26 protein-coding genes are annotated in these 25,340 nt (G+C 39.0%); all 26 read left to right on the top strand.

The features are described 5' to 3' along the window. Positions 1-665: 665 nt before the first annotated feature. Entirely contained in the window at positions 666-1,178 is a 513-nt protein-coding gene (locus tag KA713_01495) for a hypothetical protein (protein UXE67308.1), read from the top strand. 194 nt (positions 1,179-1,372) lie between these two features. Beyond that, the gene (locus KA713_01490) at positions 1,373-2,200 is read left to right on the top strand and encodes a GIY-YIG nuclease family protein (protein ID UXE67307.1); all 828 of its coding nucleotides are present in this window, start codon (positions 1,373-1,375) and stop codon (positions 2,198-2,200) included. A 178-nt stretch (positions 2,201-2,378) separates the two neighbouring features. Beyond that, positions 2,379-3,068, top strand: a complete 690-nt coding sequence (locus KA713_01485; protein ID UXE67306.1) for a hypothetical protein — start codon at positions 2,379-2,381, stop codon at positions 3,066-3,068. Positions 3,069-3,242: 174 nt separating this feature from the next. After that, positions 3,243-3,758, top strand: coding sequence for a hypothetical protein (locus tag KA713_01480; protein UXE67305.1), 516 nt, complete (start codon positions 3,243-3,245; stop codon positions 3,756-3,758). Positions 3,759-3,974: 216 nt separating this feature from the next. Next, complete coding sequence (locus tag KA713_01475; GenBank protein UXE67304.1) at positions 3,975-6,221, top strand: serine hydrolase; 2,247 nt, start codon at positions 3,975-3,977, stop codon at positions 6,219-6,221. Positions 6,222-6,388: 167 nt separating this feature from the next. Continuing rightward, positions 6,389-6,874 (top strand): NUDIX domain-containing protein, encoded by a 486-nt coding sequence (locus tag KA713_01470; GenBank protein ID UXE67303.1) that lies wholly within the window; start codon positions 6,389-6,391, stop codon positions 6,872-6,874. 10 nt (positions 6,875-6,884) lie between these two features. Next, positions 6,885-7,196: a hypothetical protein gene (locus tag KA713_01465; GenBank protein UXE67302.1), complete on the top strand. Its 312-nt coding sequence runs from the start codon at positions 6,885-6,887 to the stop codon at positions 7,194-7,196. A gap of 28 nt (positions 7,197-7,224) precedes the next feature. Next, positions 7,225-7,866 (top strand): hypothetical protein, encoded by a 642-nt coding sequence (locus tag KA713_01460; GenBank protein ID UXE67301.1) that lies wholly within the window; start codon positions 7,225-7,227, stop codon positions 7,864-7,866. 662 nt (positions 7,867-8,528) lie between these two features. Then, complete coding sequence (locus KA713_01455; GenBank protein ID UXE67300.1) at positions 8,529-8,945, top strand: hypothetical protein; 417 nt, start codon at positions 8,529-8,531, stop codon at positions 8,943-8,945. Between the two features lie 1,156 nt (positions 8,946-10,101). Then, positions 10,102-10,893 carry a hypothetical protein gene (locus KA713_01450; GenBank protein ID UXE67299.1) on the top strand — a complete coding sequence of 264 codons (792 nt, stop codon included), beginning with the start codon at positions 10,102-10,104 and terminating at the stop codon, positions 10,891-10,893. Positions 10,894-11,364: 471 nt separating this feature from the next. Then, positions 11,365-11,694 carry a hypothetical protein gene (locus KA713_01445; GenBank protein ID UXE67298.1) on the top strand — a complete coding sequence of 110 codons (330 nt, stop codon included), beginning with the start codon at positions 11,365-11,367 and terminating at the stop codon, positions 11,692-11,694. A 152-nt stretch (positions 11,695-11,846) separates the two neighbouring features. Continuing rightward, entirely contained in the window at positions 11,847-12,245 is a 399-nt protein-coding gene (locus KA713_01440; GenBank protein ID UXE67297.1) for a hypothetical protein, read from the top strand. Between the two features lie 89 nt (positions 12,246-12,334). Continuing rightward, the gene (locus KA713_01435; protein UXE67296.1) at positions 12,335-12,646 is read left to right on the top strand and encodes a hypothetical protein; all 312 of its coding nucleotides are present in this window, start codon (positions 12,335-12,337) and stop codon (positions 12,644-12,646) included. A 137-nt stretch (positions 12,647-12,783) separates the two neighbouring features. Then, on the top strand, positions 12,784-13,587 hold the full coding sequence (locus tag KA713_01430; GenBank protein ID UXE67295.1) for a hypothetical protein: 804 nt from the start codon (positions 12,784-12,786) through the stop codon (positions 13,585-13,587). A gap of 214 nt (positions 13,588-13,801) precedes the next feature. Continuing rightward, positions 13,802-14,227, top strand: coding sequence for a hypothetical protein (locus KA713_01425; protein UXE67294.1), 426 nt, complete (start codon positions 13,802-13,804; stop codon positions 14,225-14,227). Positions 14,228-14,971: 744 nt separating this feature from the next. Continuing rightward, positions 14,972-15,532 (top strand): hypothetical protein, encoded by a 561-nt coding sequence (locus KA713_01420; GenBank protein UXE67293.1) that lies wholly within the window; start codon positions 14,972-14,974, stop codon positions 15,530-15,532. A 198-nt stretch (positions 15,533-15,730) separates the two neighbouring features. Beyond that, on the top strand, positions 15,731-16,264 hold the full coding sequence (locus KA713_01415) for a hypothetical protein (protein UXE67292.1): 534 nt from the start codon (positions 15,731-15,733) through the stop codon (positions 16,262-16,264). A 677-nt stretch (positions 16,265-16,941) separates the two neighbouring features. Continuing rightward, complete coding sequence (locus KA713_01410; protein ID UXE67291.1) at positions 16,942-17,514, top strand: hypothetical protein; 573 nt, start codon at positions 16,942-16,944, stop codon at positions 17,512-17,514. A 253-nt stretch (positions 17,515-17,767) separates the two neighbouring features. Further along, on the top strand, positions 17,768-18,109 hold the full coding sequence (locus KA713_01405; GenBank protein ID UXE67290.1) for a hypothetical protein: 342 nt from the start codon (positions 17,768-17,770) through the stop codon (positions 18,107-18,109). Positions 18,110-18,269: 160 nt separating this feature from the next. Then, entirely contained in the window at positions 18,270-19,004 is a 735-nt protein-coding gene (locus KA713_01400) for a helix-turn-helix transcriptional regulator (GenBank protein UXE67289.1), read from the top strand. Positions 19,005-19,146: 142 nt separating this feature from the next. Further along, entirely contained in the window at positions 19,147-19,542 is a 396-nt protein-coding gene (locus KA713_01395; GenBank protein UXE68992.1) for a VOC family protein, read from the top strand. Between the two features lie 273 nt (positions 19,543-19,815). Further along, entirely contained in the window at positions 19,816-20,358 is a 543-nt protein-coding gene (locus tag KA713_01390) for a hypothetical protein (GenBank protein UXE67288.1), read from the top strand. Positions 20,359-20,563: 205 nt separating this feature from the next. Next, positions 20,564-21,328, top strand: a complete 765-nt coding sequence (locus tag KA713_01385) for a hypothetical protein (protein ID UXE67287.1) — start codon at positions 20,564-20,566, stop codon at positions 21,326-21,328. Positions 21,329-21,534: 206 nt separating this feature from the next. Continuing rightward, entirely contained in the window at positions 21,535-22,983 is a 1,449-nt protein-coding gene (locus KA713_01380; GenBank protein UXE67286.1) for an MBOAT family protein, read from the top strand. A gap of 4 nt (positions 22,984-22,987) precedes the next feature. After that, on the top strand, positions 22,988-24,007 hold the full coding sequence (locus KA713_01375; GenBank protein UXE67285.1) for a hypothetical protein: 1,020 nt from the start codon (positions 22,988-22,990) through the stop codon (positions 24,005-24,007). A 317-nt stretch (positions 24,008-24,324) separates the two neighbouring features. Beyond that, entirely contained in the window at positions 24,325-24,486 is a 162-nt protein-coding gene (locus KA713_01370) for a hypothetical protein (GenBank protein UXE67284.1), read from the top strand. Positions 24,487-25,340 lie beyond the last annotated feature (854 nt).

The following is a 25,340-nucleotide window of genomic DNA, read 5'->3' as shown; positions in this document are numbered from 1 at the left end:
TCGACTGCGGCACATGTGCATAACAATGTATTTGCGTCAAGCGGGGTTGACGCGTAATCCAACGTTTTCGTATCTTTAATGCGTTCGTTGTCGGGGACAAGGCGTGGCTTCGGAAGCCCCGCTCGAACGCAAATACTCACGTTATGGCCAATTTGCGGGACGAGTGTGCATCCCCAATTTCGGTGACGACAAATGCCGACTGACTTCTGCTCGCTGACAATTCATAAACTTTCCGAGGACTTTGCTTCAAACGACTGACGGAAAATTTAAAAAATCAAAGACACCTTTTTAAACCCTTTTCTTGCGGACGCTTTTTCTCGTTGACGACCCGTCTCGGAATTATCTGCAATCGGACGACCCATTCTCGCGCGACAACTCTTAATGACACTTTCTGGCGGACGACCAAAACTCTTGCGCTGGACGACTTGCTCGCAAAACTTATCGGTGGACATTTTTCCTTTTTCACGGTCGACACTAAAACCCTAAGCTCGGTTGCAAACTGGCCATAACACAGGCTTGCAGAAAAGCGGGCGGACTGTGCGTTAGGAAAGTTCAGTGCGTTTCATTTATTTTATCTCGTGGGAGAAGGCGCAGGTTTTTAATTGCCCGCCTTCTGCAAGCCTAACCGTTGGCGGTAATACCTCGACAGAGAAAACATAGGACAAATGAAATTTATTCTTCGACTTAAACACTGGCAATTATTTTTGTTGACGATTGGAGTACCAATCTTGGCTGACATCTTAGGTGTTTCTGGACACGGACAAACTGGGTACGCTGACGTAATAGTAGGAATGATAACTGTTTCGACAGTGTTTAGCTGGATTTGGACAATTCCAAATGGACTCTATAAGCTATTGCCCGTTGGACACAACTTCCGACTTTGGAGATTTAGAGTTGCATTTCTATTGGCGCTGACACTCTTAATTTTTATTTTCTGGTTAACAGAAAATGAAAATTTTTTGAGTGGTGACGACTTTTTAATCTTAGTATTCACCGGAGTTCCAATCTATTTGGGACTAATGGTTTATTCTGTGTTATTCGCAGCTAAGACACTTAAAACAATTGAATTGGGACGACTTGCAAAGATTAACGAATATGCCGTAGAGGCATTTCTAATATGGATGGTTCCACTTGGAGTTTGGTTCATTCAACCAAGACTCAACGAACTGGCAGATTAGTAAACAGTCAGAGATGGTACTACCGCCAACAAAATGTTTGCGCAATGGTGGGGTGACGTGCAAGCTATAAGTGTTATCTTCGTTCAACGTTTGCCCACGCGGACAGTGGCGGCTTCGAAAGCCCACCACTGCGCAAACACAAACGTTGGCGGCAAGGCATGACAAAGTGTGTACAAATTTAGACGGACAAGCAGATGATAACAATTCAGGAGTTATTGTTCAATCGCGGACTCGACAGACAATCAAGAATCAAACTTGTAAGACATAAAGATTCAAGAATTGACCTCTATAACGCTTACAGAACAAAACGAGAAATATTCTTAAAGTACCAACAGCAACAAGCTAAAGAAGTCTTTAATGGTGTTGACTACATAGTTTCTTTTATTGGAGAAGAAGGACTTCTTTCAAGGTTTGTAGGAGTCTATAAAGTTTTACGCTGCCGACATCTACCAAAAGTGCAAGTGAGTGTTATTGACACTCCTTATAACATTGAATACGACTTCGAAGAAATACTAAATTTCGATGATTTAAAAGAAAGAGTTATCGTAAAATGGAGCAATGCTATTTCTTGGCATCAGTGGATTAAAAACGAAATGGAAGTTATTGAAATACACCCGGGACTTCACTACAAGCATTTCACTGACTACTCTGACTTCATTTTGAACTTCAATGAGCTAAAAGAAATTGTCACAAACGGGTACAACGACTGGAAAAGAATGCTTTCTGGAGCAAAAGGAATATACCTAATAAGTGACTCGAAGACTGGTAAACTTTACGTTGGGTCAGCTTACGGAGAAGAGGGTATTTGGGGACGATGGAATTCCTATGTTTCGACAAACGGACATGGTGGAAACAAGCAATTGAAAGAATTGATTCTAAAGAAAGACGGCTATGCCGAGAACTTTCAGTTTTCAATTTTAATGATTTTACCAAAGACAATAACGGCAGACCAAGCAATTGAGAAAGAACGACTTTTTAAAAATAAATTGGGGACAAACTCATTTGGACTAAACAGTAACTAGTGACGAGATGCCCAGCCGCCAACAAAATGTTTGCGCAATGGTGCGTTGACGTGTAGCCCAAAGTTTTTATCTTCGTTCCACGTTTGGTGTCGGGGACAGGACGCGGCTTTGAAACCGCACCACTGCGCAAACACAAACGTTGGGCGCAATAATTACTTTTTGATAACAATTCTCCTATATGAGACATTTTTTTGTAATCCTCCTTTTCCTATCAAGCAATTTTTCATTCGGACAGAGAAGTAACTTTCGACCATTCAAAATGATAATCGTTTCACCTGACACTGCAATAATAGACGAGGGACTGAAAATCTTCGTGGACACCGTTCAGGCAGATTATCTGAAAATGTATTATAACACCATTAAACAAATGGAACGCTTCGTGAATTATACTGATGATCAGAAAATGAAAAAGGAGTATGAGGAAAAAATCAAAGTAGCCAAACAATCAGAGCAAGAAGTCAAGAAATTTAAATATTTTGAAACAATCCCGGATTACTCATACTCCGTTCTTCAAATGTACTTCAATGAGTATCCTCCTAATTCGACTTTTCAAGTTGTAAGAGCGCGGGACTTGAAATCAAAAAACTTAAAAGATATTGCGGACAATTACAAAGCGGACTATGTGGTTAGTTACAAAGACATTCATACCAACAAGCTGGACAATGGACTGTTGACCATGAATGTCACGACTATATTATTTGCGAACAAAGATTCAAAAGTATTATTTGAAAAGCAGGGTAACGGTGACATGAATAGTTACGGTGACATGTGGACATGTATGAATCCGCTAAGTTGTTTACTAATTACGAGTGTTAAATCATCAACGACTGACATTTTTGAAACTGTAAGTAAGAGACAGAAAAAGTAATTACAGCGCCCAACAAAATGTTTGCGCAATGGTGGGGTTTAGTGTAAGCTCAAAGTGCTATCTTCGTTCAACGTTTTGTCACGTGGGACAGTGAAGCGTTTCAAAGTCCCACCACTGCGCAAACACAAACGTTAGCTGCAAGTGTACAAACTGACAATAAATAAAAACAGAAAAATGACAAAAAAAGATTTAATAAAACGATTAAATTGGTATTATCCAATGGAACGGATGCACGCATTTATTACTTTCCCATTAATTGCAATCTATTTGCTCTTTACTAATTCATTTCTTGATATAATATTTATTTTATATGGCTTAGTTCTGTGCATTTTCATATTGTTTCAAGGACAACATTATTGGAAGCTAAAACTTAATAGGCTTACAGGAAAGCCATTTGACCAAAACAAGAATCTAATATTTTTTAGAAAATCGAAAAAAAACAACCTTTTTATGATAGGTTTAATTCCGTTAGTATTTATTATCCAGCTATATTTTAACAATTGGGAAGTGAAAACAGAGAATTTGATATTTTGGGCAATCATTGCAAACGTTTTTGGCATTCTTGAACACATCAATTATTATAATAGACAATTAATGATTGACAACACATCTGATTTAAACTATGTAATTAGAAACCGAAAACTTAAAATTGCAAGTTTGGCTAAGGACTTGTCGGAAAATGAAATTTAAAACACCAGCAGCTAACAGCCGTTTTGCAAAAGCGGGGGTTTGGTGCTTCTATGAAAGTGAAGTGCTAAATTCAAGCTTTGTGCATCTAATGAAGTTTAGTGCTGGAAATCCCCGCCTTCGCAAAGCGGCAAAACGTTGGCTGCCATTTTCGGGGACGACTAGACAACATGGACAATTCCGACACAAGTGAGCCGTTGTTATCACAAAAAAAATAAAATGACCATCAGACTATTTTTTCTTGTACTGATTATTCCCATAGTCGGTAACTCTCAAAATGTCATTTCGGGGACTGTTGTAGACAAAACAACTGGTACACCGATAGAATTAGTAACTATTGGAGTTGTCAAAAAAGGAATTGGGACAAATACTAATTCGGACGGACGATTCAGACTCATATTCAATGAGCTTGACAAAAATGATACAATAAGGTTTTCAATGATTGGTTATGAATCCGTATTTGTACCTGTGCTTAATTTTATTGACAAGCAAGAAGTAAGATTAGATCCAAAGACATATTCACTAGACGAAGTTACGGTAAGGGCAAAAAAGTTAGTGCCAAATGACATCATAAAAAAAGTTATTGAAAATAGAACGCGAAATTATGACAACAAACCGTTCAAGCTAGAAGCATACTATCGGGATTTGAGAAATGTAAATGGCAAGTACGATCATTTAATTGAGGTTGCCCTAAATGCGTATGGAAAGGGGATAGATAATTATCATCAGACGATTGAGTTATTGGATACTAGAAAAATTGACCTAATAAGATTTGCTCACGAGGAGAATTTACTTAACCAGATACTCAGACTTGACTACATAGCAAATAATGAAGGGTTTATAAAGCTTTCTGATTTCAAAAAGAGCAATTACAAGTTTGAAGACATTCGACTAGAGAATGGTAAAAATGTATATGTGATAACCTCAGGAGTTTTCCCTGAGAGGAAATATACCTTCTATATCAATGAAGAAGATTATGCAATCACCAGAATAGAGATGGAGGATTGGTATGCTGAGAGAGGAAAGCTATACACAGGACCAATTGATAAAACGCATCAATTTCGACTAAGGCGCTTTAAAGTGATAAATATTTATAAACGCTTTGAGGAAAAATACTACCCCGATTATCTTTCTGCGCTCTGGGACTATGATAAGTACAACACTGCAACAAAATCAATTTATGAAAATAGCAGTTGGTTGCGTGAATTGCGAGTAAATCAGATTGTTGCAAGAAACACAACGAAACCCGATCCTTCAAAACTAATGACAAAGTTTGGAGCAGCCATTGATGATCAAATGACGCAATACAATCCTGACTTCTGGAAGAATTTTAATGTTGTTCCGCTGACTACACAGATAATCGCTGATTTAGAAAGAGAAGGTGCAATTGAAGAACAATTTATTAGAAATGGAAATAAGGCGAGAAAGAAAAAGTCATTCAAGTGTGACAAAGACTTATCGCCTACCGAAAAAATAATTTGCCTAATCGAAAATTATCAGAATCAATATGATATACCTGGTGCTCAACTTGCAGTTTCGGTTAATGGAAAACTTGAAATCTCAAAAGCATTTGGATACTCAGATCTAGACAAAAAAATTAAAGCAACAAATGAAACACCATTTCGAATTGCAAGTGTTTCCAAGACGTTAACTTCTGTTGCGGCTTTGAAACTTATGGAGGACGGGAAATTAAATTTAAATGAGGCTGTACAAACTTATGTTCCCTCATTTCCACAAAAAAAATGGAATATAAACAGCCTTGAACTCTTAGGAAATACAAGTGGAATCAGACATTACACAGACAACGAAGATTTTTATAGGGACAAACAATACAAATCCGTAACTGAATCAATAGAAACATTTAGAGATGATTCCCTTCTTTTTGAACCGGGTACAAGTTTTTACTATTCTTCCTATGGATTCAATTTATTAGGAGCAGTAATTGAAGGAGCTTCTGGAATGAACTACTTGGATTACCTTCAATCAAATATTATAGTTCCTTCTCAAATGAAGTACACGTATGGTGCACGGGCAAATAAGAAAATTGAAAACGAAAGTGAATATTACTTTTTAAAAGATATTCAAAGGGTAAAGAGTCCCGAAGATAATTTAAGTTACAAATGGCCATCAGGAGGAATTGTATCCACGGCAGAGGATTTAATCAAATTTGGGACAGCCCTGCTAAATGGCGACATCCTTAAAAAGGAAACTTTCCAATTACTTCTGACAACTCAGACCACTAAGACCAATGAGAGTACGGGTTATAGTTTAGGCTGGTTTGTCGACACAGATAGCGAAGGCGAAATAATGATCCATCATTCTGGGACAGCTCCGTCATATAGTTCCCATCTGTTAATTTATCCAAAGAAAAATATTGTCATTTCATATTTAGCTAACACGGGGACAGACACTTATTTTGACAAGGACTTAGCTGACCAGATAATTGAAATTATTGAGAGTCGGTAAGAAAACGGCAGCCAACAAAATGTTTGCGCAATGGTGCGTTGACGTGTAGCCCAAAGTTTATATCTTCGTTCCACGTTTTTGTGTCGGGGACAGGACGCGGCTTCGAAACCGCACCACTGCGCAAACACAAACGTTAGCGGTAATTTTATAAACGACACAGACAGACAATGAAATACTGTACAAAATGTGGTAAGATACTTACCAAAAAAGTAATTGACCAAAAAGAACGACTTTGTTGCATTGACAATAGTTGTGGATTTATTTATTGGAATAATCCAATACCAGTTGTTGGAATTGTTGTTGAAACAGACAAAGGAATTGTTTTAGCTCACAATAAGCTAGCACCAAAAGGAATTTTTTCAATTATTACAGGCTTTTTAGAAGCAGACGAAACACCAGAATTAGCCTCTCAACGAGAAACAAAAGAAGAACTTGGACTTGACACAATTGAAACAAATTTTCTTGGTGTATTCCCTTTTCCGAAAGCAAACCAAATTGTAATAGCTTATCACATTACTGCAAAAGGACAAATAGAATTAAACGAAGAACTTGACGAATATAAAATCGTACAGAAGGCTGAACTTCTTGACTATTCAAAAAACAATAAATTTGAAGTTCAAGAATGGTTAAACAAACTCAACGTATTAGCATAAACAAATAAAAATGAATATAATAGGCAACAAATTTAAAATTGACTTGGGAATGGCAAAGGCTACTTTGGATATTCATAGTGACACTTCGCTAACATTTACTATTATAGAACAAAATGGTAACGCTGTTAACATAAGTGAAACTGTTGAAACGAAAATGGTAGAACTAAGACCACAACTATTTCAAGTAACTTGGAAAGAAGAAAATGGCAAGACAATTACCCAAGTTCAAGACTATGAAAATGAAATTGTGTATTCAAATGTTACATTGCCAAACGGACAATTTGTAAATTTGAAAGGAACGTTAAAACAAGCATACAAATAAAAACTACCGCTAACAAGGGTTTGGCAAAATGGGGGCAGAAGTGCTAAATTTGAACATTCGTACTTCTATCAACATTTGTGGTTTATTGAACATTTGTGCTTCGATTTCCCCCACTTCGCCAAGCCCCGAAACGTTGGCGGTAATTTTTTCGGACAGCATGGACACATTTAAAGTAAAATTTAATCCGATAATTCCCTTAGTTAGGTTCATTTGGACAGTTGCAGCAGGTGCTCTACTGACAAGAATATTTTATGTGTGTTTCACCAATTACGGGACAGACACGACAAGAGCAATTTGGATTTTCATAATAGGAGTACCTATTGTTGGGACTCTTTTTTATATTCCACTTAAGGGACTTTTTAAGAATTCTAAAATTTACTCGGTGACAAATTCTCAATTGATAGTAACGGACATTTTAAAACTCAAAACGGAGAGAATTAAGAAAGAGAATATAAAGGGATTTAGTGACTCAAGAATTGAATATAGAATTGGGACATTTAAGCAGCTAATTATTTATCTCGCGGACAACAGGAAATTTGAAATTATGCAATTCGAGCAATTCAACTTCAAACAAATTAAGCCGACAATGATTGACATCGGATATAAATACTTAGGACCTGAACCCTATACTTGGAAATGGTTTGACTCAAGAGTTTATTATTTCGAGTAGAAAAAACTACCGCCAACAAAAGCTTGTGGCAAGCGGGCGGGACTGTGCGTCATTGAAGTTTGTAGTTCTTTATTTATCTTTATCACAGTGGACAGGGCGCAGGTTTTAATTGCCCGCCTGCCACAAGCTAAACGTTATGGCCAATTTGCGGGACGAGGGTGCGTCCCCAATTTCGCTGACGACTAATTAGTAGACGACTTACTTCTGCTCGTTGACAATTCATAAACATTACGCGGACTTTTCTTCAAACGACTGACCGGAAATTTAAAAATCAAAGCCGCACTTGTTTAAACTTTTCTCTTTGTGGACTTTTTTTGCTCGTTAACGACTCGACTCGGAAAAATTTGCAATCGGACGACACGTTCGCGCGCGACAACTCTTAACGACACTTTCTGGCGGACGACCAAATTCTTTCGCTGGACGACTTGTTCGCAAAACTTATCGGTGGATATTTTTCCTTTTGCACGGTCGAAACTAAAACCTTCAGCTCGGTTGCAAACTGGCCATAACACAGGCTTGCAGAAAAGCGGGCGGACTGTGCGTTAGGAAAGTTCAGTGCGTTTCATTTATTTTATCACGTGGGAGAAGGCGCAGGTTTTCAATTGCCCGCCTTCTGCAAGCCTAATCGTTGTGGGCAAGCTAGCGTGCAACTTCAACAACTAATGACTGACGAACAAATAAACGAACTCGCAGACGCCTTGGACTCTGGATTAAGGTGTTTTGTTCACAAGGAGAAAAAAGCAATTGTGACGACTCCTGATACAATAAACAATCCCGACAGCGATTCAGAATGGTGGGACGAGGCAAATGAAGAAATCGAAAACAATTTTGACAGTTATGTAGAAATCGAAAAAATGGATAGCCATGAATCATTTCGACTACTGGAAAAATTTATAAACACGATCGACAACTTACCACTTCGTGACAGACTTGAAGAGGCATTGAGACGACCAAAACCATTTGCAAACTTCAAATTGACCATTGATAATTCTGGACTCTACCGACAAAAATGGTTTGACTTTAAAAACGTTCAATTGATTGAATGGGTAAAGGGACAATTAATAGTAAATGACCTGTGAATAGCCTGCCCACAACAAAAGCTTATTGCAAGCGGGCGGGACTGTGGGTCATTGAAGTGTGTGGTTCTTTATTTATCTTTATCTCGTTGGACAGGGCGCAGGTTTTAATTGCCCGCCAGCAATAAGCTAAACGTTATGGCCAATTTGCGGGACGAGTGTGCATCCGAAATTTCGGTGACGACAAATTAGTAAACGACTGACTTTTGCTCGCTGACAATTCATAAACATTACGCGTACTTTTCTTCAAACGACTGACGGAAAATTTGAGGAACCAAATTCGTTACAGTTGTAGACTTTTTCCCTTGGGACACTTTTGAACGTTGACGACCCGCCTAGGAATCATTTGCAATCGGACAACCTGTTCGCGCACGACAACTCTTAACGACAATTTCTGGCGGACGACCAAACTTTTCCGCTGGACGACTTGCTCGCGAGAATTCTCGGTGGACGATATTTTCTTTTGTTCGGTCGACATTGAAACCCTAAGCTCGGTTGCAAACTGGCCATAACACTAGCTTGCAGAAAAGCGGGCGGAGTGTGCGTTAGGAAAGTTCAGTGCGTTTCATTTATTTTATCACGCGGGAGAAGGCGCAGGTTTTAATTGCCCGCCTTCTGCAAGCCAAATCGTTATGGCCAATTTGCGGGACGAGTGCTCCTCCAGAATTTCGGTGCCGCCAAATTAATAGACGACTGACTTCTGCTCGCTAACAATTCATAAACATTACGCGGACTTTTCTTCAAACGACTGACCGGAAATCTAAAAATCAAAGCCGCACTTGTTTAAACTTTTTTCTTTGTGGACTTTTTTTGCTCGTTAACGACCCGACTCCGAAACATTTACAATCGGTCGACCCATTCTCGCGCGACAACTCTTAACGACACTTTCTGGCGGACGACCAAACTCTTTCGCTGGACGAATTGCTCGCGAGACTTCTCGGTGGACGATATTTTCTTTTGCTAGGGCCGATATTAAAACCTAAGCTCGGTTGCAAACTGGCCATAACACTAGCTTGCAGAAAAGCGGGCGGAGTGTGCGTTAGGAAAGTTCAGTGCGTTTCATTTATTTTATCACGTGGGAGAAGGCGTAGGTTTTTAATTGCCCGCCTTCTGCAAGCCTAACCGTTGTGGGCAATTTTTCGGGACGATTAATCACACTATGAAATACGGACTATTTATTACACTACTTCTGACGGCAAGTTCATTACTAGGACAGAATATTTATACAGCACTACATCTTAACCGACCAGAAGACGTTAGAGAAAATAAAGAAATCAAGGAAATATTAGAGGAGAACATATTTATTAACTCTTCAGGACAAGAAATCAAGAAGAATAAGAAAACGATAAATCATAATCATCTCGTTCAGACTGAGGAAAGATTTGACGACCAAGGCAAACTTACCGACAGGTTAACAAGAAAATTTGACTCACTTGGACAAAAAACTATATCCCGACAATTTGAGCGTTGGAATAAAGTAATTGGTTACTCTTTAGAAATAGCATCTTACGAGTATGACTCTAACGGTTATTTGGTTAGTATGACTGACAGAAACTCTAAGGGACAAACCATTCAACAAGCCATCTTATCAAACAACGAGAAAGGACACCCCTTAAAACTGGAGTTGTATGACGGTAACGGAAATTTATATGGAATTGAAGTGGCGACATATAATTATTTAACGAATAAAGCATTAACAGCAGTTAAAGATAAGATTGGAAAAACTCTTTCATCAGACTCTACAACTATTGATTTCACTAAATCTAAAGACTTCCCACGACAAGGCGACATATTCAATGAACATGGGGACTTAGTAAGTTCAAAGAATTACGAATATCAAAGAAAGTATGACGAATTTGGTAACTGGACAACTGAGACTATTTATAAAGTGACAAACGGAAAGAGAAAGAAGGACAGGATTTTTAAAAGAAAAATTAAATATTCGGAGTAGAAAAACTGCCCACAACAATGTATTTGCGTCAAGCGGGGTTGACGCGTAAACCAACGTTTTCGTATCTTTAATGCGTTCGTTGTCGGGGACAAGGCGTGGCTTCGGAAGCCCCGCTCGAACGCAAATACTCACGTTGGTGGCAATTCGCGCAGCGGCACTTGGTAGAGAGCCATTTCAGAACTGATTTTGCGGCCCACGAAATGGAGAGAAGGACAGTTCACCTACGATGACGGCACCGAGCGCTTTTCATGGACAGTGACGAAGCCACGCCCCGGGGACAGCTCGCGGCCTTTCGTACTGAACCAACTGCCACCAACAATATGTTTTCGTCAGGCGGGGGGAAGTGGGTTTTGAAAGCTGGCGGTTTTGCAGTAAGTTCGTCACGAGGGAAAGGGCGGCATTTCAAAATCTCCGCCCGAACGTAAACATGGACGTTAGTGGCAATTTAGCCTGCTCCAAAAGTGAGACTCTATGACAAAGAAGTTTATCCATACCGACAAGAAAATAAATGGACAGAAATGCAAAAGCGAATTTCTAATTCCTGACGTGTTTGACGACAAAAGTAGACTGATTGGAATTAAGAGTAAGATGGTTTACGACTTTGGACTGGTAATTTACACCGGAGTTGACCTTGACGAAAATAAGGTACTTGACAAACTTGCTGACGTGACATCTTTAAGTACTGACGAGAAAGATAAATATTCCCAAATCTTGAAAGACTATCTAAGCCAGATAAAGGACTGCAAAATTGGTAAGGTCGTGACTCTGGACGACAACTTTAAATTAATTGAAGAACAATAGAACTGCCACTAACATTATATTTGCGCCAGGCGGGGTTGACGTGTGATTCAAAGTTTTGTTATCTTTATTCCGTTTGGTGCCGGGGACAGGACGCAGTTTCAAATTCCCGCCCGATCGCAAATATTCACGTTAGCGGCAAGCGAGGCTTCGATATGAAAAAAGTGTTAACAATTATCTTTGGACTAGGAGTCGTAGGCTATTTAGGACTTTACGTCTATTTCTATTCTACACAAGGGGACAGGTTTAAATCAGTTAAACTATCATCAGACTTTAAATTCAAGTTTGACGTCCCTTTCGAAGAACTGAATTTTAAATCGAAAGGCGGAGGACAAATCAATTCGTTGCTTTTTAAGAAGGACAGCTCGCGTGGAGTAGTATGTTTTTGGAAAGGCAATGGTGAGAATCTTGACAGGTGGGGACTTATGGCTCCAATGTTTTTAAAATGCAACTACGACATAATTATTACTGACTACAGACAACACGGAAAAAGCACAGAGAAATCACGCTTGACAATTTCTATTCCGACTCGCAGACAGTTTATGATTTTCTAAAATCGAGATACCAAGAAAATAAAATTGTAATTGTTGGTTACTCCCTTGGGACAAGCATTGCATCGCATCTGGCCATCGATAACAACCCCTTGATAACAATATTGATAGAACCTCGGGAGAAGTTTGTCAACGAGTACTTAGACGCGTTTTTTTTTCCGCTTCCGAGAATTAACAAGTTCTCGTTTAGGACTGATTTAGATATTCCGAAAACAAAAAGTGAAATTGCTATTATTTCTGGGACAAAGAGTGATCTTCACCGAGACGCTCTTGAGCTTAAAAAATTATTGAAACCAGACGCCCAATATTTTGACATAAAAGGAGCGACACATCAAACTATTTTAGGGGACGAAGAATTTGAAAAAATAATTTACGACCTACTAAATAGGACTGCCAGCCGCTAACAAAAGCTTATTGCAAGCGGGCGGGACTGTGCGTCATTGAAGTTTGCGGTTCTTTATTTATCTTTATCTCGTTGGACAGGGCGCAGGTTTTAATTGCCCGCCAGCAATAAGCTAAACGTTGTGCGCAAGCTTTTTAGATGACGACTAAGTATGACATTAAGAACAGACTAAAGGAGTACTTCCCGATAATTTTTGAATTAATTGGGGAGAATAATTTAGACTGGCGGACAATTGAGAAGCGGTTTGGAGAGAAGCTTGATGAGCACATAAAGAAATTTGAGCTCACGGGACAACTAATTCGAGTTGAGGCATCTCTTTACCATATAATAACGGCCTCAAAAGAGGGAAAAGACGAGGCAACAAGACTTCTCGACTTTATCACGAAACTATTTCAAGAGTTAATTGCACGACTTGACAAAGAGGAAAGGAAGTTGATTAAGAAAAACATCTTTGACCTTTTGACAAACATAGACATGAAGTATCTTAACTTTCTGGGAGAACTTTGTGTTTTAAATCAAGTCAAGAGAAATACAAAACTAAAATTGATTGCAACAGAGCAACCACTCGACAAAAACAAGAAAGACGGAACCAAAATTGACTTTGTTTTCTTTAACGCGGACTCTGATAGAAAGCTTCTGGTTGAAATTGTTAACCTTCACATTAACGACAACGTGACTGGGACAGACAACAAAATCGAAACGCTACTTGACCAAAAAATAAAAGGAAAACTGAATAGAAAAGGTTTAAAGACGACTTATGAGTTTCTCTTAATACCTGTGGTTTGGGGACCGATTGACGACATAAAACGATTGATTCAATACTACGAGACATATCAGCCTCAATTTAAAAACACAAGTATTCCAGTTTGTTATATGACGTTTAGTGACAATGTTGGAAATCGAGTTCATAAATTTGGGACAATTGACACGATACTCGAATAAAAAGCCAGCGCACAACAAAATGTTTCTTCAATGGTGCGGTGAGGTGTAATCCAAAGTTTATATCTTCGTTCAACGTTCTGTGTCGGGGACAGGACGCGGCTTCGGAAGCGCACCACTGAAGAAACACAAACGTTGGGTGCAAGGCGTGGACACCGCTTCGGACAAAGGGAACAATTGGTTTATAGAAACAGATTTACCGACATAAATTAAATGTATGAAAATTGGGCTATTTGTATTTCTGGGACTTTTTTCAATATTGATATCCTGTGACAAGGACAATGATGCAAATGAAAACCAGCTCTTAACATCAAGAGCTTGGGGTAAACCAGAAATTGTACATAATCCTTCGGGTTACTATACACTGACGACTTGCGGTGAATCCTATACATTCACATCTGATGGGCAATATAAAAGAACCAATGACTGTAATAGTATTGTTATCAAAGGTACTTGGACTTGGAATAAAATTGGCAAGGAAATCAAGCTTAAAACGCTCTATAATGACATCCCACAAAAGACATACATCATAACCATATTAGAACTTTCCAACTTGATACTTTACACCAAAGAAAGAGAAGAAGACGAGCCTGTGGAGACAAATAAATATTGGGAATTAAAGTACAGGCCCCGCACAAATTGAATGTGGGCACTGGACATTTCCGTTTGACCGTAACTTATTGGCCGACTTTGACACGTAGACTAATTAACTTGGACGAACGATCGGGGCTCTGTAAAATATAACGGTAGACCGAAACGCCCAGCACCCAACAATGTATTTGCGTCAAGCAGGGTTGACGCGTAATCCAACGTTTTCGTATCTTTATTGCGTTCGGTGTCGGGGATAAGGCGTGGCTTCGGAAGCCCCGCTCGAACGCAAATACTCACGTTATGGCCAATTTGCGGGACGAGTGTGCGTCCCCAATTTCACTGACGACAAATTAGTAGACGACTGACTTTTGCTCACTGACAATTCATAAACATTCCGCGGACTTTGCTTCAAATGACTGACGGAAATTTTAAAAAATAAAAGACGCCTTTTTCAACTCTTTTCTTGCGGACACTTTTGCTCGTTGACGAACCGTCTCGGAAACATTTGCAGCAATTGGACGACCCATTCTCGCGCGACAACTCTTAACGACACTTTCTGGCGGACGACCAAAACTCTTGGGCTGGACGAACTTATCGGTGGACATTTTTCCTTTTTCACGGTCGACATTAAAACCCTAAGCTCGGTTGCAAACTGGCCATAACACTAGCTTGCAGAAAAGCAGGCGGAGTGTGCGTTAGGAAAGTTCAGTGCGTTTCATTTATTTTATCACGTGGGAGAAGGCGCAGGTTTTTAATTGCCCGCCTTCTGCAAGCCTCACGTTGGCGGCCATTTACCATGAACAGACTGATTATCTTATTGACACTGTTATCCTTTAGCTCCTTCGGACAAGAGAAGGATTTGAATCTCGATAAGTATTTATGGGGACAAAATCGGAACTTTGTTGACTCATTCATAAAAGCTGGACAAAAGGACTTTTTCTTCGTGGACAGAATGTACCCTGGACTAGTATATTTAAAGAAGTACGACAGCTGTAGGGACGAGTCTTTCTTAAAATTCATCCTAGTCAAGGCTAATAATTCAAAGAAATATGAATTCACTAAGTACGATAACTGTGGACAAACTCGCTTGACAACTGACTCAAATGCTTTACGGTTCTTTGAGAACAATAGACATCAAATAAAAGCGGACTCGATTGACCAGAGATTTTACATAGACCACACTGTCTTTTACTCTATTTATGAATTTAGAGACGGCAAACTCCGGACTTACAAACATTTTTGTAAAGAGTGTGTTGACGAGGACGATGACCAGTCGACAAAGACAAAAAACAAAAATTTAAAATTGTATAAATTCCTAATCATGCTGGACAGCGAACTATCCGAGTTGATTAAATAAACGGCCGCCAACAAAAGCTTGTGGCAAGCGGGCGGGACTGTGCGTCATCGAAGTGTGTAGTTCTTTATTTATCTTTATGGCGGTGGACAGGACGAAGGTTTTTATTTGCCCGCCTGCCACAAGCTAAACGTTAGCGGCCATGCGTTTGGACAGACCAGAGTTAACTATTAAGAACTTTAACCACGGACATTCATAGAGATGAATTTTGACCCTCAAGGATATAAGATTGCAAGATGGCTGATTGTAATGCTTTTTGTGATGTTCTATTTCTTTGCATATTCTCTAATCAAGGACTCCTTCAAAACGAGAAAGGATTTCAAAGTGATTAGCGGACGTGTTACAGAAGAAGGGAACACAAAAGTCAAAGGCGTTCGTGGTGGATACAGTAATGTTTACTATTTCGGTCTGACTAATCATCACCAGTTTTTAGGCGTTGGAACAAATGAAAAGTTAATTCCGATTCTTGACGATAACTTTAGAGGACTGAAGGTCGGGGACTCAATACGAGTGACGTTTGAGGAGAATTGGGCGACAAAGGACGAACCGGTTAACCAAGTAGTTAAAGAGATTGTAAGGGACGGGAAAGTTATCTATGACATCATGCCGAGGACAATCTGGAATGGAAGAATGAAACTGGGACTAATTTGTTTAACAATTGGGACTGTAATCTTGATTGTGTTCTTGATTTTGAACAGAAAGTATTATCGTATAATTAATAAAGTTAACGGTTGACAGAAACGCACAGGCCGCTAACAAAATGTTTGCGCAATGGTGCGTTGACGTGTAGCCCAAAGTTTATATCTTCGTTCCACGTTTGGTGTCGGGGACAGGACGCGGCTTCGAAACCGCACCATTGCGCAAACACAAACGTTATGGCCAATTTGCGGGACGAGTGCTCCTCCAGAATTTCGGTGACGCCAATTAATAGACGGCTGACTTCTGCTCGCTGACAATTCATAAACATTCCGCGGACTTTGCTTCAAACGACTGACGGAAAATTTAAAAAAATCAAATACGCCTTTTTAAACTTTTTACTTGGTGACACTTTTGCTAGTTGACGATTCGTCTCGGAAACATTTGCAGCAATCGGACGAATCATTCTCGCACGGCAACTATTGACGACACTTTCTGGCAGACGACAAAACTCTTGCGCTGGACGACTTGCTCGCGAGACTTCTCGGCTGACATTTTTTCTTTTGCACGGTCGACATAAAAACCATAAGCTAGATTGCAAACTGGCCATAACACAGGCTTGCAGAAAAGCGGGCGGACTGTGCGTTAGGAAAGTTCGTGGCGTTTCATTTATTTTATCACGTTGGAGAAGGCGCAGGTTTTTAATTGCCCGCCTTCTGCAAGCCTAAACGTTGGCGGCCATTTTCAGGACAAGTGAGTTACGAAAATTGAATTGCGTGAAACTTAGTAAGACAACAGTATTAATTGCATTTTCGACTCTATTGACAATAACGTCAATGGGACAAGGGACCTATTCAATCGGGGACAAAGTAAAAAGAAAAGACAAAGTTGATATATTGACTGCACCATCAATCCAAGAACCTTTTGCGAGATTCATTGAGAAACAATTTATTCTGAATGTTAGTAAGGCGGACTTATTAAAAGCGACAAAGGAGACGGCTGCTCTCTTTGACAAAGACGAAGTCGAAATGCTTGAAATGATGAATAAAATCGTGAACTATCTAGACACTTGTAGTAATCTGACTTTTGAGTATATATGGACAAAAAAGAATGACCAGTATGATTCTTCATGGACAGATGTGAAGAACATTCGAACACTGACTGAAAATTATTTACGGGAGGGTGTTTGTTCAATGATTGAAAATAAAAGAATATTAATAGAAACGAAAACGGCTGATAAGGACAAATTCTACTTGACAGGAGTGGCAACTAAATTTGGTTATGCAAAAGGAGTTTTTACCACAGACGACCGATTGATTTGGATTTGCCCACCTATCACAGTGGAGTAAGAAAACGGCCGCCAACAATGTATTTGCGTCAAGCGGGGTTGACGCGTAATCCAACGTTTCGTATCTTTAATGCGTTCGGTGTCGGGGACACCACGCGGCTTCGGAAGCCCCGCTCGAACGCAAATACTCACGTTAGCTGCCATTTTAGATGAAGACGAGAAAGATTGTTTCCTTTAAGCAGACATGCCCGACAGTTGACTTTTCATTTGAATTAGTCACGACTGACAATTCCTATTTCCCTAATATTTTGATAATGACAGTTCTTGGGAGCTATCGAGACGGTTCAACCGGTGACGATGACGCAAAACTGATCAAAGGGACGATGGACATGGCAGTTAACATTTGGCGGCCACTCGCGGTTTTGCTTGACCTTTCTGAATTTCAATACGAATGGGGCGACTCCATTGTTTTATTTCTTGACGGACCAGACCCACAACGACCAATTGCTATTGTAGTTGGACCTAAGTGTCGACAGGCAATGTCGACTCTTAAATTTGGACTACATACAACCAAGGACATTGTTGATAATGTTGAAGTATTTGACGACAAAGAAAAAGCAATAGAGCATTTGGAGAGGAAGGAAAACGGCAGCTAACAATGTATTTGCGTCAAGCGGGGTTGACGCGTAATCCAACGTTTTCGTATCTTTATTGCGTTCGGTGTCGGGGACAGGACGTGGCTTCGAAAGCCCCGCTCGAACGCAAATACTCACGTTAGCGGCAAGCCCAAGACGACCTAAAAGACGAGGTATAATTATGAGTTATTTTCAATTCAGTCCTGACTACGCATTGACGAATTACATTGATGCCTATTGGTATGCCAAGGGGGACAAAAATGAATTAACGACAGAGAAGATTTTGCCAGACGGATGCGTAGACATAATTTTTAATTTGGGTGAAAATCATAAGGCCGATGACAACGGCTTTATAATGAAAAATGAAGGAGTCTATTTGGTAGGTACAATGACTCGTTTCAAGAATACAATTACGACCAGTGAAACAGATCTTCTTGGTATCCGCTTTAAACCTGCTGCCTTTTCTGCTTTCTACGAATTCGATTCGCTTCATGAAGTGACTGACCAAAAAATAGAATTGGACAAAGAGTTCCTGCCTGACTTTCAAAAAATAATGGAAGATTCAGTTCTATCTCTTAATCAATTTTTCTTAAACAAGCTTTCAAAACCAAATCACAACTTGTTTCAAGTTATTAATGATATCCTCAAACACAAAGGACAAATTAGTTTACAAGTGTTAGCGTTGAGTCATTTTACTACTATTCGACAACTTGAAAGAGGATTTAAGAAACATGTCGGGATAAGCCCTAAGGAATTCATCAACTTGGTTCGTTATCAGTTCGCTGTTTCAACAATAAAAAGTAAATCAGCTAATCAAAGTCTATTGGACATAGCTTTGGAGTGTGGGTACTACGACCATTCTCATTTGACTAATGAAGTAAAGCGGTACACGGGAGTATTGCCATCGCAATTTTAATTTTGTCGTTTTTTTCCAAAGCAAGCGAGCAAAATTTAGTGTTATTTTGGTCAAAAAATAGCCAACAATGAAGATAACAATCGCTACTCTGCTTGTAGGTAGTCTTTTGACAGCATTTATAATTCAACCAAAACAAAAAAATATGGAGATAAAATTTTCTTATACTATCCTCTATGTCAACGATGTAGAAAAATCTATTGCTTTTTATGAAAAAGCATTTGGTTTTACAAGGAAATTTGTAACACCCGAGAACGACTACGGAGAACTTTTAGTTGGAGAAACAACTCTTTCATTTACATCGACAGCACTTGCAAAAGCAAATTTGATAGACGGTTTTATTGAGAGCAATTTGACAAACAAACCATTGGGAATTGAAATTGCCTTTACAACTAAAGATGTCGATGCAGTCGTTAAGTCGTCCATTGAAGCTGGAGCGACACTTGTTGTGGAGCCAAAAGCAAAACCTTGGGGACAGGTCGTTGCTTACGTTAGAGACTATGATGGGTTTTTAATCGAAATTTGCACGCCAATGAATTGACTACGTAACATAGGACGCCCAAGTCGGACTATGAATTGATTGATAGGGCCAGCCGCTAACAAAATGTTTGCTCAATGGTGCGGTGACGTGTTACTCAAAGTGTTATCTTCGTTCCACGTTTTGGTGTCGGGGACAGGACGCGGCTTCGAAACCGCACCACTGCGCAAACACAAACGTTGTGGGCCATTTTTTTTCGATTAACGGGACTACTATTGACAAGATAAAAATTAGCTATCGGACTTTGGAAAGACTACGTTTTGGACTGATGATACTATGAGACTATTTACGCTTTTTATTGTCGGACTAATTGCTTTGGGTTGTAAATCAAGTAATGACGATTTCGACCCGTTTGACAAGGACTTTAAGTTTCATAACAAAATGAACGTGGCTGAATGTGATACAATATGGGACACTTGTGGCTATTGGACGTTCGAGCACGACAACAAAAATGGGCTTAAGACATTTTATGGGTTTTTATTAGAAGACGTAGTAGGCAAAGGCTTCTCATTAGATGTAGATAGAATCAACTCGACAGAGTGCGACTCGTTATTTTATCGTAAGGACTTTGATAATATTATGAAAGAATTATTTATGCAAAATCCAATCGACATCGAAAAAATAAGGCCACGACTGCTTGGACTAGGTGTCATAAACATTAAAATAGTTTCGGACACATTAGTTCCGTACAAAATAGAAATTACCAATTCAGAGAATAAGATTTTCACGGCTTGGTTACGAGGTGACTGTGACTGGCAAGGGCAAGTAATACGACATATTGACTTCACAAACTTAAAGGACGAATTAACGAACGAATAGTACCACTGCGGCCATCTGGCAAATATTTGGACTTCCAGTAAAAATTCGGGTGTAAAAAACGGCCCACAACAATGTATTTGCGTCAAGCGGGGTTGACGCGTAATCCAACGTTTTCGTATCTTTAGTGCGTTCGGTGTCGGGGACAAGGCGTGGCTTCGGAAGCCCCGCTCGAACGCAAATACTCACGTTGGCAGCCATATTTGAAATGAGATTGGTCTACCTACAAATATTCTTACTGACAATTGGGACAGCGTACACTCAGGGCGACTGTATCAAATATCCTGAAAACTACATACCAAAGGACTTAGATGACGCCTTGACATATCTAAATTGTTCTTGGACGGATAAGAACAAAGAAGATTTTAAGTCAAAGGACGAAAGTGATGCGGTTACAGAACTACACATGGGGACAGGCCTTGGTATAAGGAATGGATGGGAACTCTGGAAGGCGAAGAACTCGCTCTATCGATTTTTTAAATCAAAGGGAATTTTTCATCCCGATGACATTTCTTCAATTATCTTAACTTCTTTTCATCGACAATTGAATAAAAGGCAAATCGATTTGGAAAATCAAATTCAGCATCACAAAGACTATTGGAAGAATGTGAAAGAAGAAAGCAAAAAACAGGCAGAGAAGAAAAGCGAACTAGATAAAGCAGAGTTTGCAACTTTTCAACTCGGAGACAAAGTAACGATGAAATTCTCTCAAAGTAAACAACCAAACTACTTACACTTATTTAACATCAACAAAGACTCTTTATCATGGGACGACAACGGGAGAGTTTGTTTAGTTCACGGACTAGTCAGGGGAAAAAAAATCTTAAAGAAGTATGACTATATCTTAGTCATAGAACTGGTTGACATCTGTGGAGCTAAGAAAGCGTTTTACGGTGACGGTGCAAAAGACAATTTAGTAGTTGGGAAAAGGATTAACTACAATATTAGGTACTATAATATAGCGAAGGACTGAAATACGGCTGCCAACAACAGCTTGTGGCAAGCGGGCGGGACTGTGCGTCATTGAAGTGTGTAGTTCTTTACTTATCTTTATCACGTGGGACAGGACGAAGGTTTTTATTTGCCCGCCTGCCACAAGCCAAACGTTACCGCCAATGCTAAAAAAAGACACACAGACAGACAGTTCACAACTTAAAAATTAAAAAATATACAGATAATATGCTTTTTAACTCATTAAACTTTGCAATATTCTTACCGATTGTTTTTATACTTTACTGGTTTGCGACAAAAGGAAATTTAAGACTTCAAAATATTTTACTGCTCGTTTCAAGTTACTTTTTTTATGCTTGTTGGGACTGGCGGTTTATGTTTTTACTTATCTTCTCGACCTTATTAGACTATTTTACTGGCATCAAAATCTACGAGGCTACAAACAGGAGAAAGAAATTATTTTGGTTATGGCTTAGTATTGGTGTAAATTTAGGTTTTCTTGGAGTTTTTAAATATTACAACTTTTTTTCTGCTTCATTTGCCGATGGACTACAACTATTAGGTTTTAAAGCAAATTTAGGTTCATTACAAGTAATATTACCTGTAGGTATTTCTTTTTATACTTTTCATGGTTTATCCTATGTGCTTGACCTTTATAAAAATAGAATAAAACCAGAAAGAAACTTTATTGACTATTCTGTTTTCGTTAGCTTTTTTCCTTTGCTTGTAGCTGGACCAATAGAAAGGGCAACCCATCTTTTACCTCAAATTCTTAAAAAAAGGGAGTTTGATTATTCAAAAGCGGTTGATGGATTACGACAAATATTATGGGGTTTATTCAAGAAAATTGTCATAGCTGACAACTGTGCAGAATATGCAAATACAATTTTCAATAATTCAGCGGATTATTCAGGAAGTACGCTTGTTTTGGGTGCATTATTTTTTACTTTCCAAATCTATTGTGACTTTTCAGGTTACTCTGATATTGCATTAGGTACAGCCCGATTATTTGGAATAGACCTTTTAAGGAACTTTGCTTTTCCATATTTCTCACGAGACATTGCCGAATTTTGGAGACGTTGGCATATTTCGCTATCCTCTTGGTTCAAGGATTACCTCTATATTCCATTAGGTGGCAGTAAAGGCGGAATGTGGATGAAAATTCGGAATACCTTTATCATTTTTCTTGTAAGTGGTTTCTGGCACGGTGCAAATTGGACATTTATTGTTTGGGGCTTTCTAAATGCTCTATATATAATGCCTTCAATTGTATTCAACACACACAGAAACAACCTTGATATTGTGGCAAGAGGTAAATACCTACCAACAATACGAGAGTTTTTTGCTATTGGAATTACTTTTAGCTTAACTGTATTTGCTTGGATTTTCTTTCGTGCTGCCAATGTAACGCATGCTTTTACTTATATCTCTGAAATATTTTCCAGTTCATTGTTGACAATACCCCATTTTCCAGGGATTGGGAAAGCAGTGCCAATAGTTTTTCTGACAAGCATATTTTTAATCGTTGAATGGCTTGGGAGAGAACAACAATATGCAATCGCACATTTAGGAACAAAATGGTATAAACCTGTAAGATGGGCAATGTATTACTGTATTATTTTAGTCATTTACTTCTTTGCAGGTTCAGAACAACAATTTATTTATTTCCAGTTTTAAGATTATGAAGAAATTTTTAATTAATTTAATTCGTTTTGCAATTGTTCCTTTACTTATAGTAATTATTTGGACATTTGTTTATATTTCCATAGACCCTTTTAAAGTTATTTGGCACTATGACAGATATGTTGAGAATAATGCCAAAGCTTATATTGTTCTAAATCAAGATTATGTTTCCACCAAAACATTTGACAATAACTACAAAAAATATTTGTATAATTCATTTATCTTTGGAAATAGTCGCTCAATTTTCTATCAAATCTCTGATTGGAAAAGTCATATTGGTCAGAAGAATAGTGGATTTCATTTTGACGCGTCAGGTGAAGCATTATACGCATTGCATAAAAAAATATTATATATTGACAGTAAAAAAGCAAATATTGACAATGTGCTATTAGTTTTAGATAATGAACTATTAAAGAAAGATAAGCCGAATAATGGGCCGTTATTCGAAATTTCACCTCAGTTAGAAAATAACGATAATTTCTTATCTTTTCACTTTACATATTTCAAGGCATTCACTTCACCTAGCTTTTTTATTCCAGTAATTTACTTTAAGCTAACAAACAATGTACCTCCATTTATGAAAGGTGCTTTGGATTATAGACAACGCAGTGTTGACCCAATTACTAATGAGCTACAATTTGAAATATTCGAAAAAATGATTGATGATGGTAAATTTTATACAAAAGAAAAATTAAACCTTTTTTATGAAAGGGGTGCTGTGCAAGTATATTCTCAACCAGCAATATTTTCTTTGCAGAAATCAATGTTAAAAGACATAAATAATGTTTTTCTTAAACACCATACAAACTATAAGATAATAATAAGCCCACTTTATGACCAAGTAAAATTAAATCAAAATGACTTACAATATCTAAAAAAGCTATTTGGTGAAAAAAATGTGTTTGATTATTCTGGTATAAATAATTACACTAGAGATTACACTAATTTTTATGAAACTTCTCATTATCGGCCACATGTTTCAAGAAAAATATTAGATGAAATATATAATAAAGAATAAAGCACATGGCGGTAACAAAGGCTATATGCAATAAGGGTTTCATTGGTAATTCAAGCATTCTGCCCCGCTCAAACTTCGGTGTCGCGGGACAGGTATGCAGCCCGCAATCCCTTACTGCATATAGCCTCAGCCGTTATGGCCAATTTGCGGGACGAGTGTGCGTCCCCAATTTCGCTGACGACTAATTAGTAGACGACTGACTTCTGCTCGTTGACAATTCATCAATATTCCGCGGACTTTGCTTCAAACGACTGAAGGAAATCTAAAAATTGAAGCCGCACTTGTTTAAACTTTTTTCCTTCGGGACATTTTTCTTCGTGGACGACTCGCCTCGGAATCATTTGCAATCAGACGACCTTTCGCACGACAACTCTCAGCGACACTTTCTGGCGGACGACCAAACTCTTTCGCTGGACGACTTACTCGCAGACTTTTCGGTAGACGATATTTTCTTTTGCTCGGTCGACATTAAAACCTAAGCTCGGTTGCAAACTGGCCATAACACTAGCTTGCAGAAAAGCGGGCGGAGTGTGCGCTAGGAAAGTTCAGTGCGTTTCATTTATTTTATCACGTGGGAGAAGGCGCAGGTTTTAATTGCCCGCCTTCTGCAAGCCTCACGTTATGGCCAATTTGCGGGACGAGTGTGCGTCCCCAATTTCGGTGACGACAATTAATAGACGACTGACTTCTGCTCGTTGACAATTCATCAACATTCCGCGGACTTTGCTTCAAACGACTGACGGAAATTTTAAAAAATCAAAGACGCCTTTTTCAACTCTTTTCTTGCGGACGCTTTTGCTCGTTGACGACTCGCCTCGGAAACATTTGCAGCAATCGGACGACCCATTCTCGCGCGACAACTCATAACGACACTTTCTGGCGGACGACCAAACTCTTCCGCTGGACGACTTTGCTCGCAAAACTTATCGGTGGACAATTTTCCTTTTTCACGGTCGACACTAAAACCCTAAGCTCGGTTGCAAACTGGCCATAACACAGGCTTGCAGAAAAGCGGGCGGACTGTGCGTTAGGAAAGTTCAGTGCGTTTCATTTATTTTATCACGTGGGAGAAGGCGCAGGTTTTAACTGCCCGCCTTCTGCAAGCTAAACGTTGGCGGTAATTTTGGCCTGGACAGTGAAGTGCTAACGAAAATGACCAAGGACAACAACGACTGACCGATGAACAAGAAACCGATAAAGGATTAACGACATGGGACTACTCCTTGGACTGATAATTCCGACCTTGACAATTTTTACACCTTTGACAATTCTCATTCTGATTGGACGAAGGAAAAATAGAATCGACCGGACTGACTTTGGAGTTGCAATTCTC

The organism is Chryseotalea sp. WA131a, from assembly GCA_025370075.1.
Classification (GTDB): Bacteria; Bacteroidota; Bacteroidia; order Cytophagales; family Cyclobacteriaceae; genus ELB16-189.
The sequence above is the reverse complement of the archived record's forward strand: the minus strand, read 5'-3'. Positions and strand labels throughout refer to the sequence as shown.

Coding starts and splice junctions, on each gene's coding strand:
- KA713_01495 (UXE67308.1), top strand. CDS start 666: ATGAAATTTATTCTTCGACTTAAACACTGGCAATTATTTTTGTTGACG.
- KA713_01490 (UXE67307.1), top strand. CDS start 1,373: ATGATAACAATTCAGGAGTTATTGTTCAATCGCGGACTCGACAGACAA.
- KA713_01485 (UXE67306.1), top strand. CDS start 2,379: ATGAGACATTTTTTTGTAATCCTCCTTTTCCTATCAAGCAATTTTTCA.
- KA713_01480 (UXE67305.1), top strand. CDS start 3,243: ATGACAAAAAAAGATTTAATAAAACGATTAAATTGGTATTATCCAATG.
- KA713_01475 (UXE67304.1), top strand. CDS start 3,975: ATGACCATCAGACTATTTTTTCTTGTACTGATTATTCCCATAGTCGGT.
- KA713_01470 (UXE67303.1), top strand. CDS start 6,389: ATGAAATACTGTACAAAATGTGGTAAGATACTTACCAAAAAAGTAATT.
- KA713_01465 (UXE67302.1), top strand. CDS start 6,885: ATGAATATAATAGGCAACAAATTTAAAATTGACTTGGGAATGGCAAAG.
- KA713_01460 (UXE67301.1), top strand. CDS start 7,225: ATGGGGGCAGAAGTGCTAAATTTGAACATTCGTACTTCTATCAACATT.
- KA713_01455 (UXE67300.1), top strand. CDS start 8,529: ATGACTGACGAACAAATAAACGAACTCGCAGACGCCTTGGACTCTGGA.
- KA713_01450 (UXE67299.1), top strand. CDS start 10,102: ATGAAATACGGACTATTTATTACACTACTTCTGACGGCAAGTTCATTA.
- KA713_01445 (UXE67298.1), top strand. CDS start 11,365: ATGACAAAGAAGTTTATCCATACCGACAAGAAAATAAATGGACAGAAA.
- KA713_01440 (UXE67297.1), top strand. CDS start 11,847: ATGAAAAAAGTGTTAACAATTATCTTTGGACTAGGAGTCGTAGGCTAT.
- KA713_01430 (UXE67295.1), top strand. CDS start 12,784: ATGACGACTAAGTATGACATTAAGAACAGACTAAAGGAGTACTTCCCG.
- KA713_01425 (UXE67294.1), top strand. CDS start 13,802: ATGAAAATTGGGCTATTTGTATTTCTGGGACTTTTTTCAATATTGATA.
- KA713_01420 (UXE67293.1), top strand. CDS start 14,972: ATGAACAGACTGATTATCTTATTGACACTGTTATCCTTTAGCTCCTTC.
- KA713_01415 (UXE67292.1), top strand. CDS start 15,731: ATGAATTTTGACCCTCAAGGATATAAGATTGCAAGATGGCTGATTGTA.
- KA713_01405 (UXE67290.1), top strand. CDS start 17,768: ATGACAGTTCTTGGGAGCTATCGAGACGGTTCAACCGGTGACGATGAC.
- KA713_01400 (UXE67289.1), top strand. CDS start 18,270: ATGAGTTATTTTCAATTCAGTCCTGACTACGCATTGACGAATTACATT.
- KA713_01395 (UXE68992.1), top strand. CDS start 19,147: ATGGAGATAAAATTTTCTTATACTATCCTCTATGTCAACGATGTAGAA.
- KA713_01390 (UXE67288.1), top strand. CDS start 19,816: ATGAGACTATTTACGCTTTTTATTGTCGGACTAATTGCTTTGGGTTGT.
- KA713_01385 (UXE67287.1), top strand. CDS start 20,564: ATGAGATTGGTCTACCTACAAATATTCTTACTGACAATTGGGACAGCG.
- KA713_01380 (UXE67286.1), top strand. CDS start 21,535: ATGCTTTTTAACTCATTAAACTTTGCAATATTCTTACCGATTGTTTTT.
- KA713_01375 (UXE67285.1), top strand. CDS start 22,988: ATGAAGAAATTTTTAATTAATTTAATTCGTTTTGCAATTGTTCCTTTA.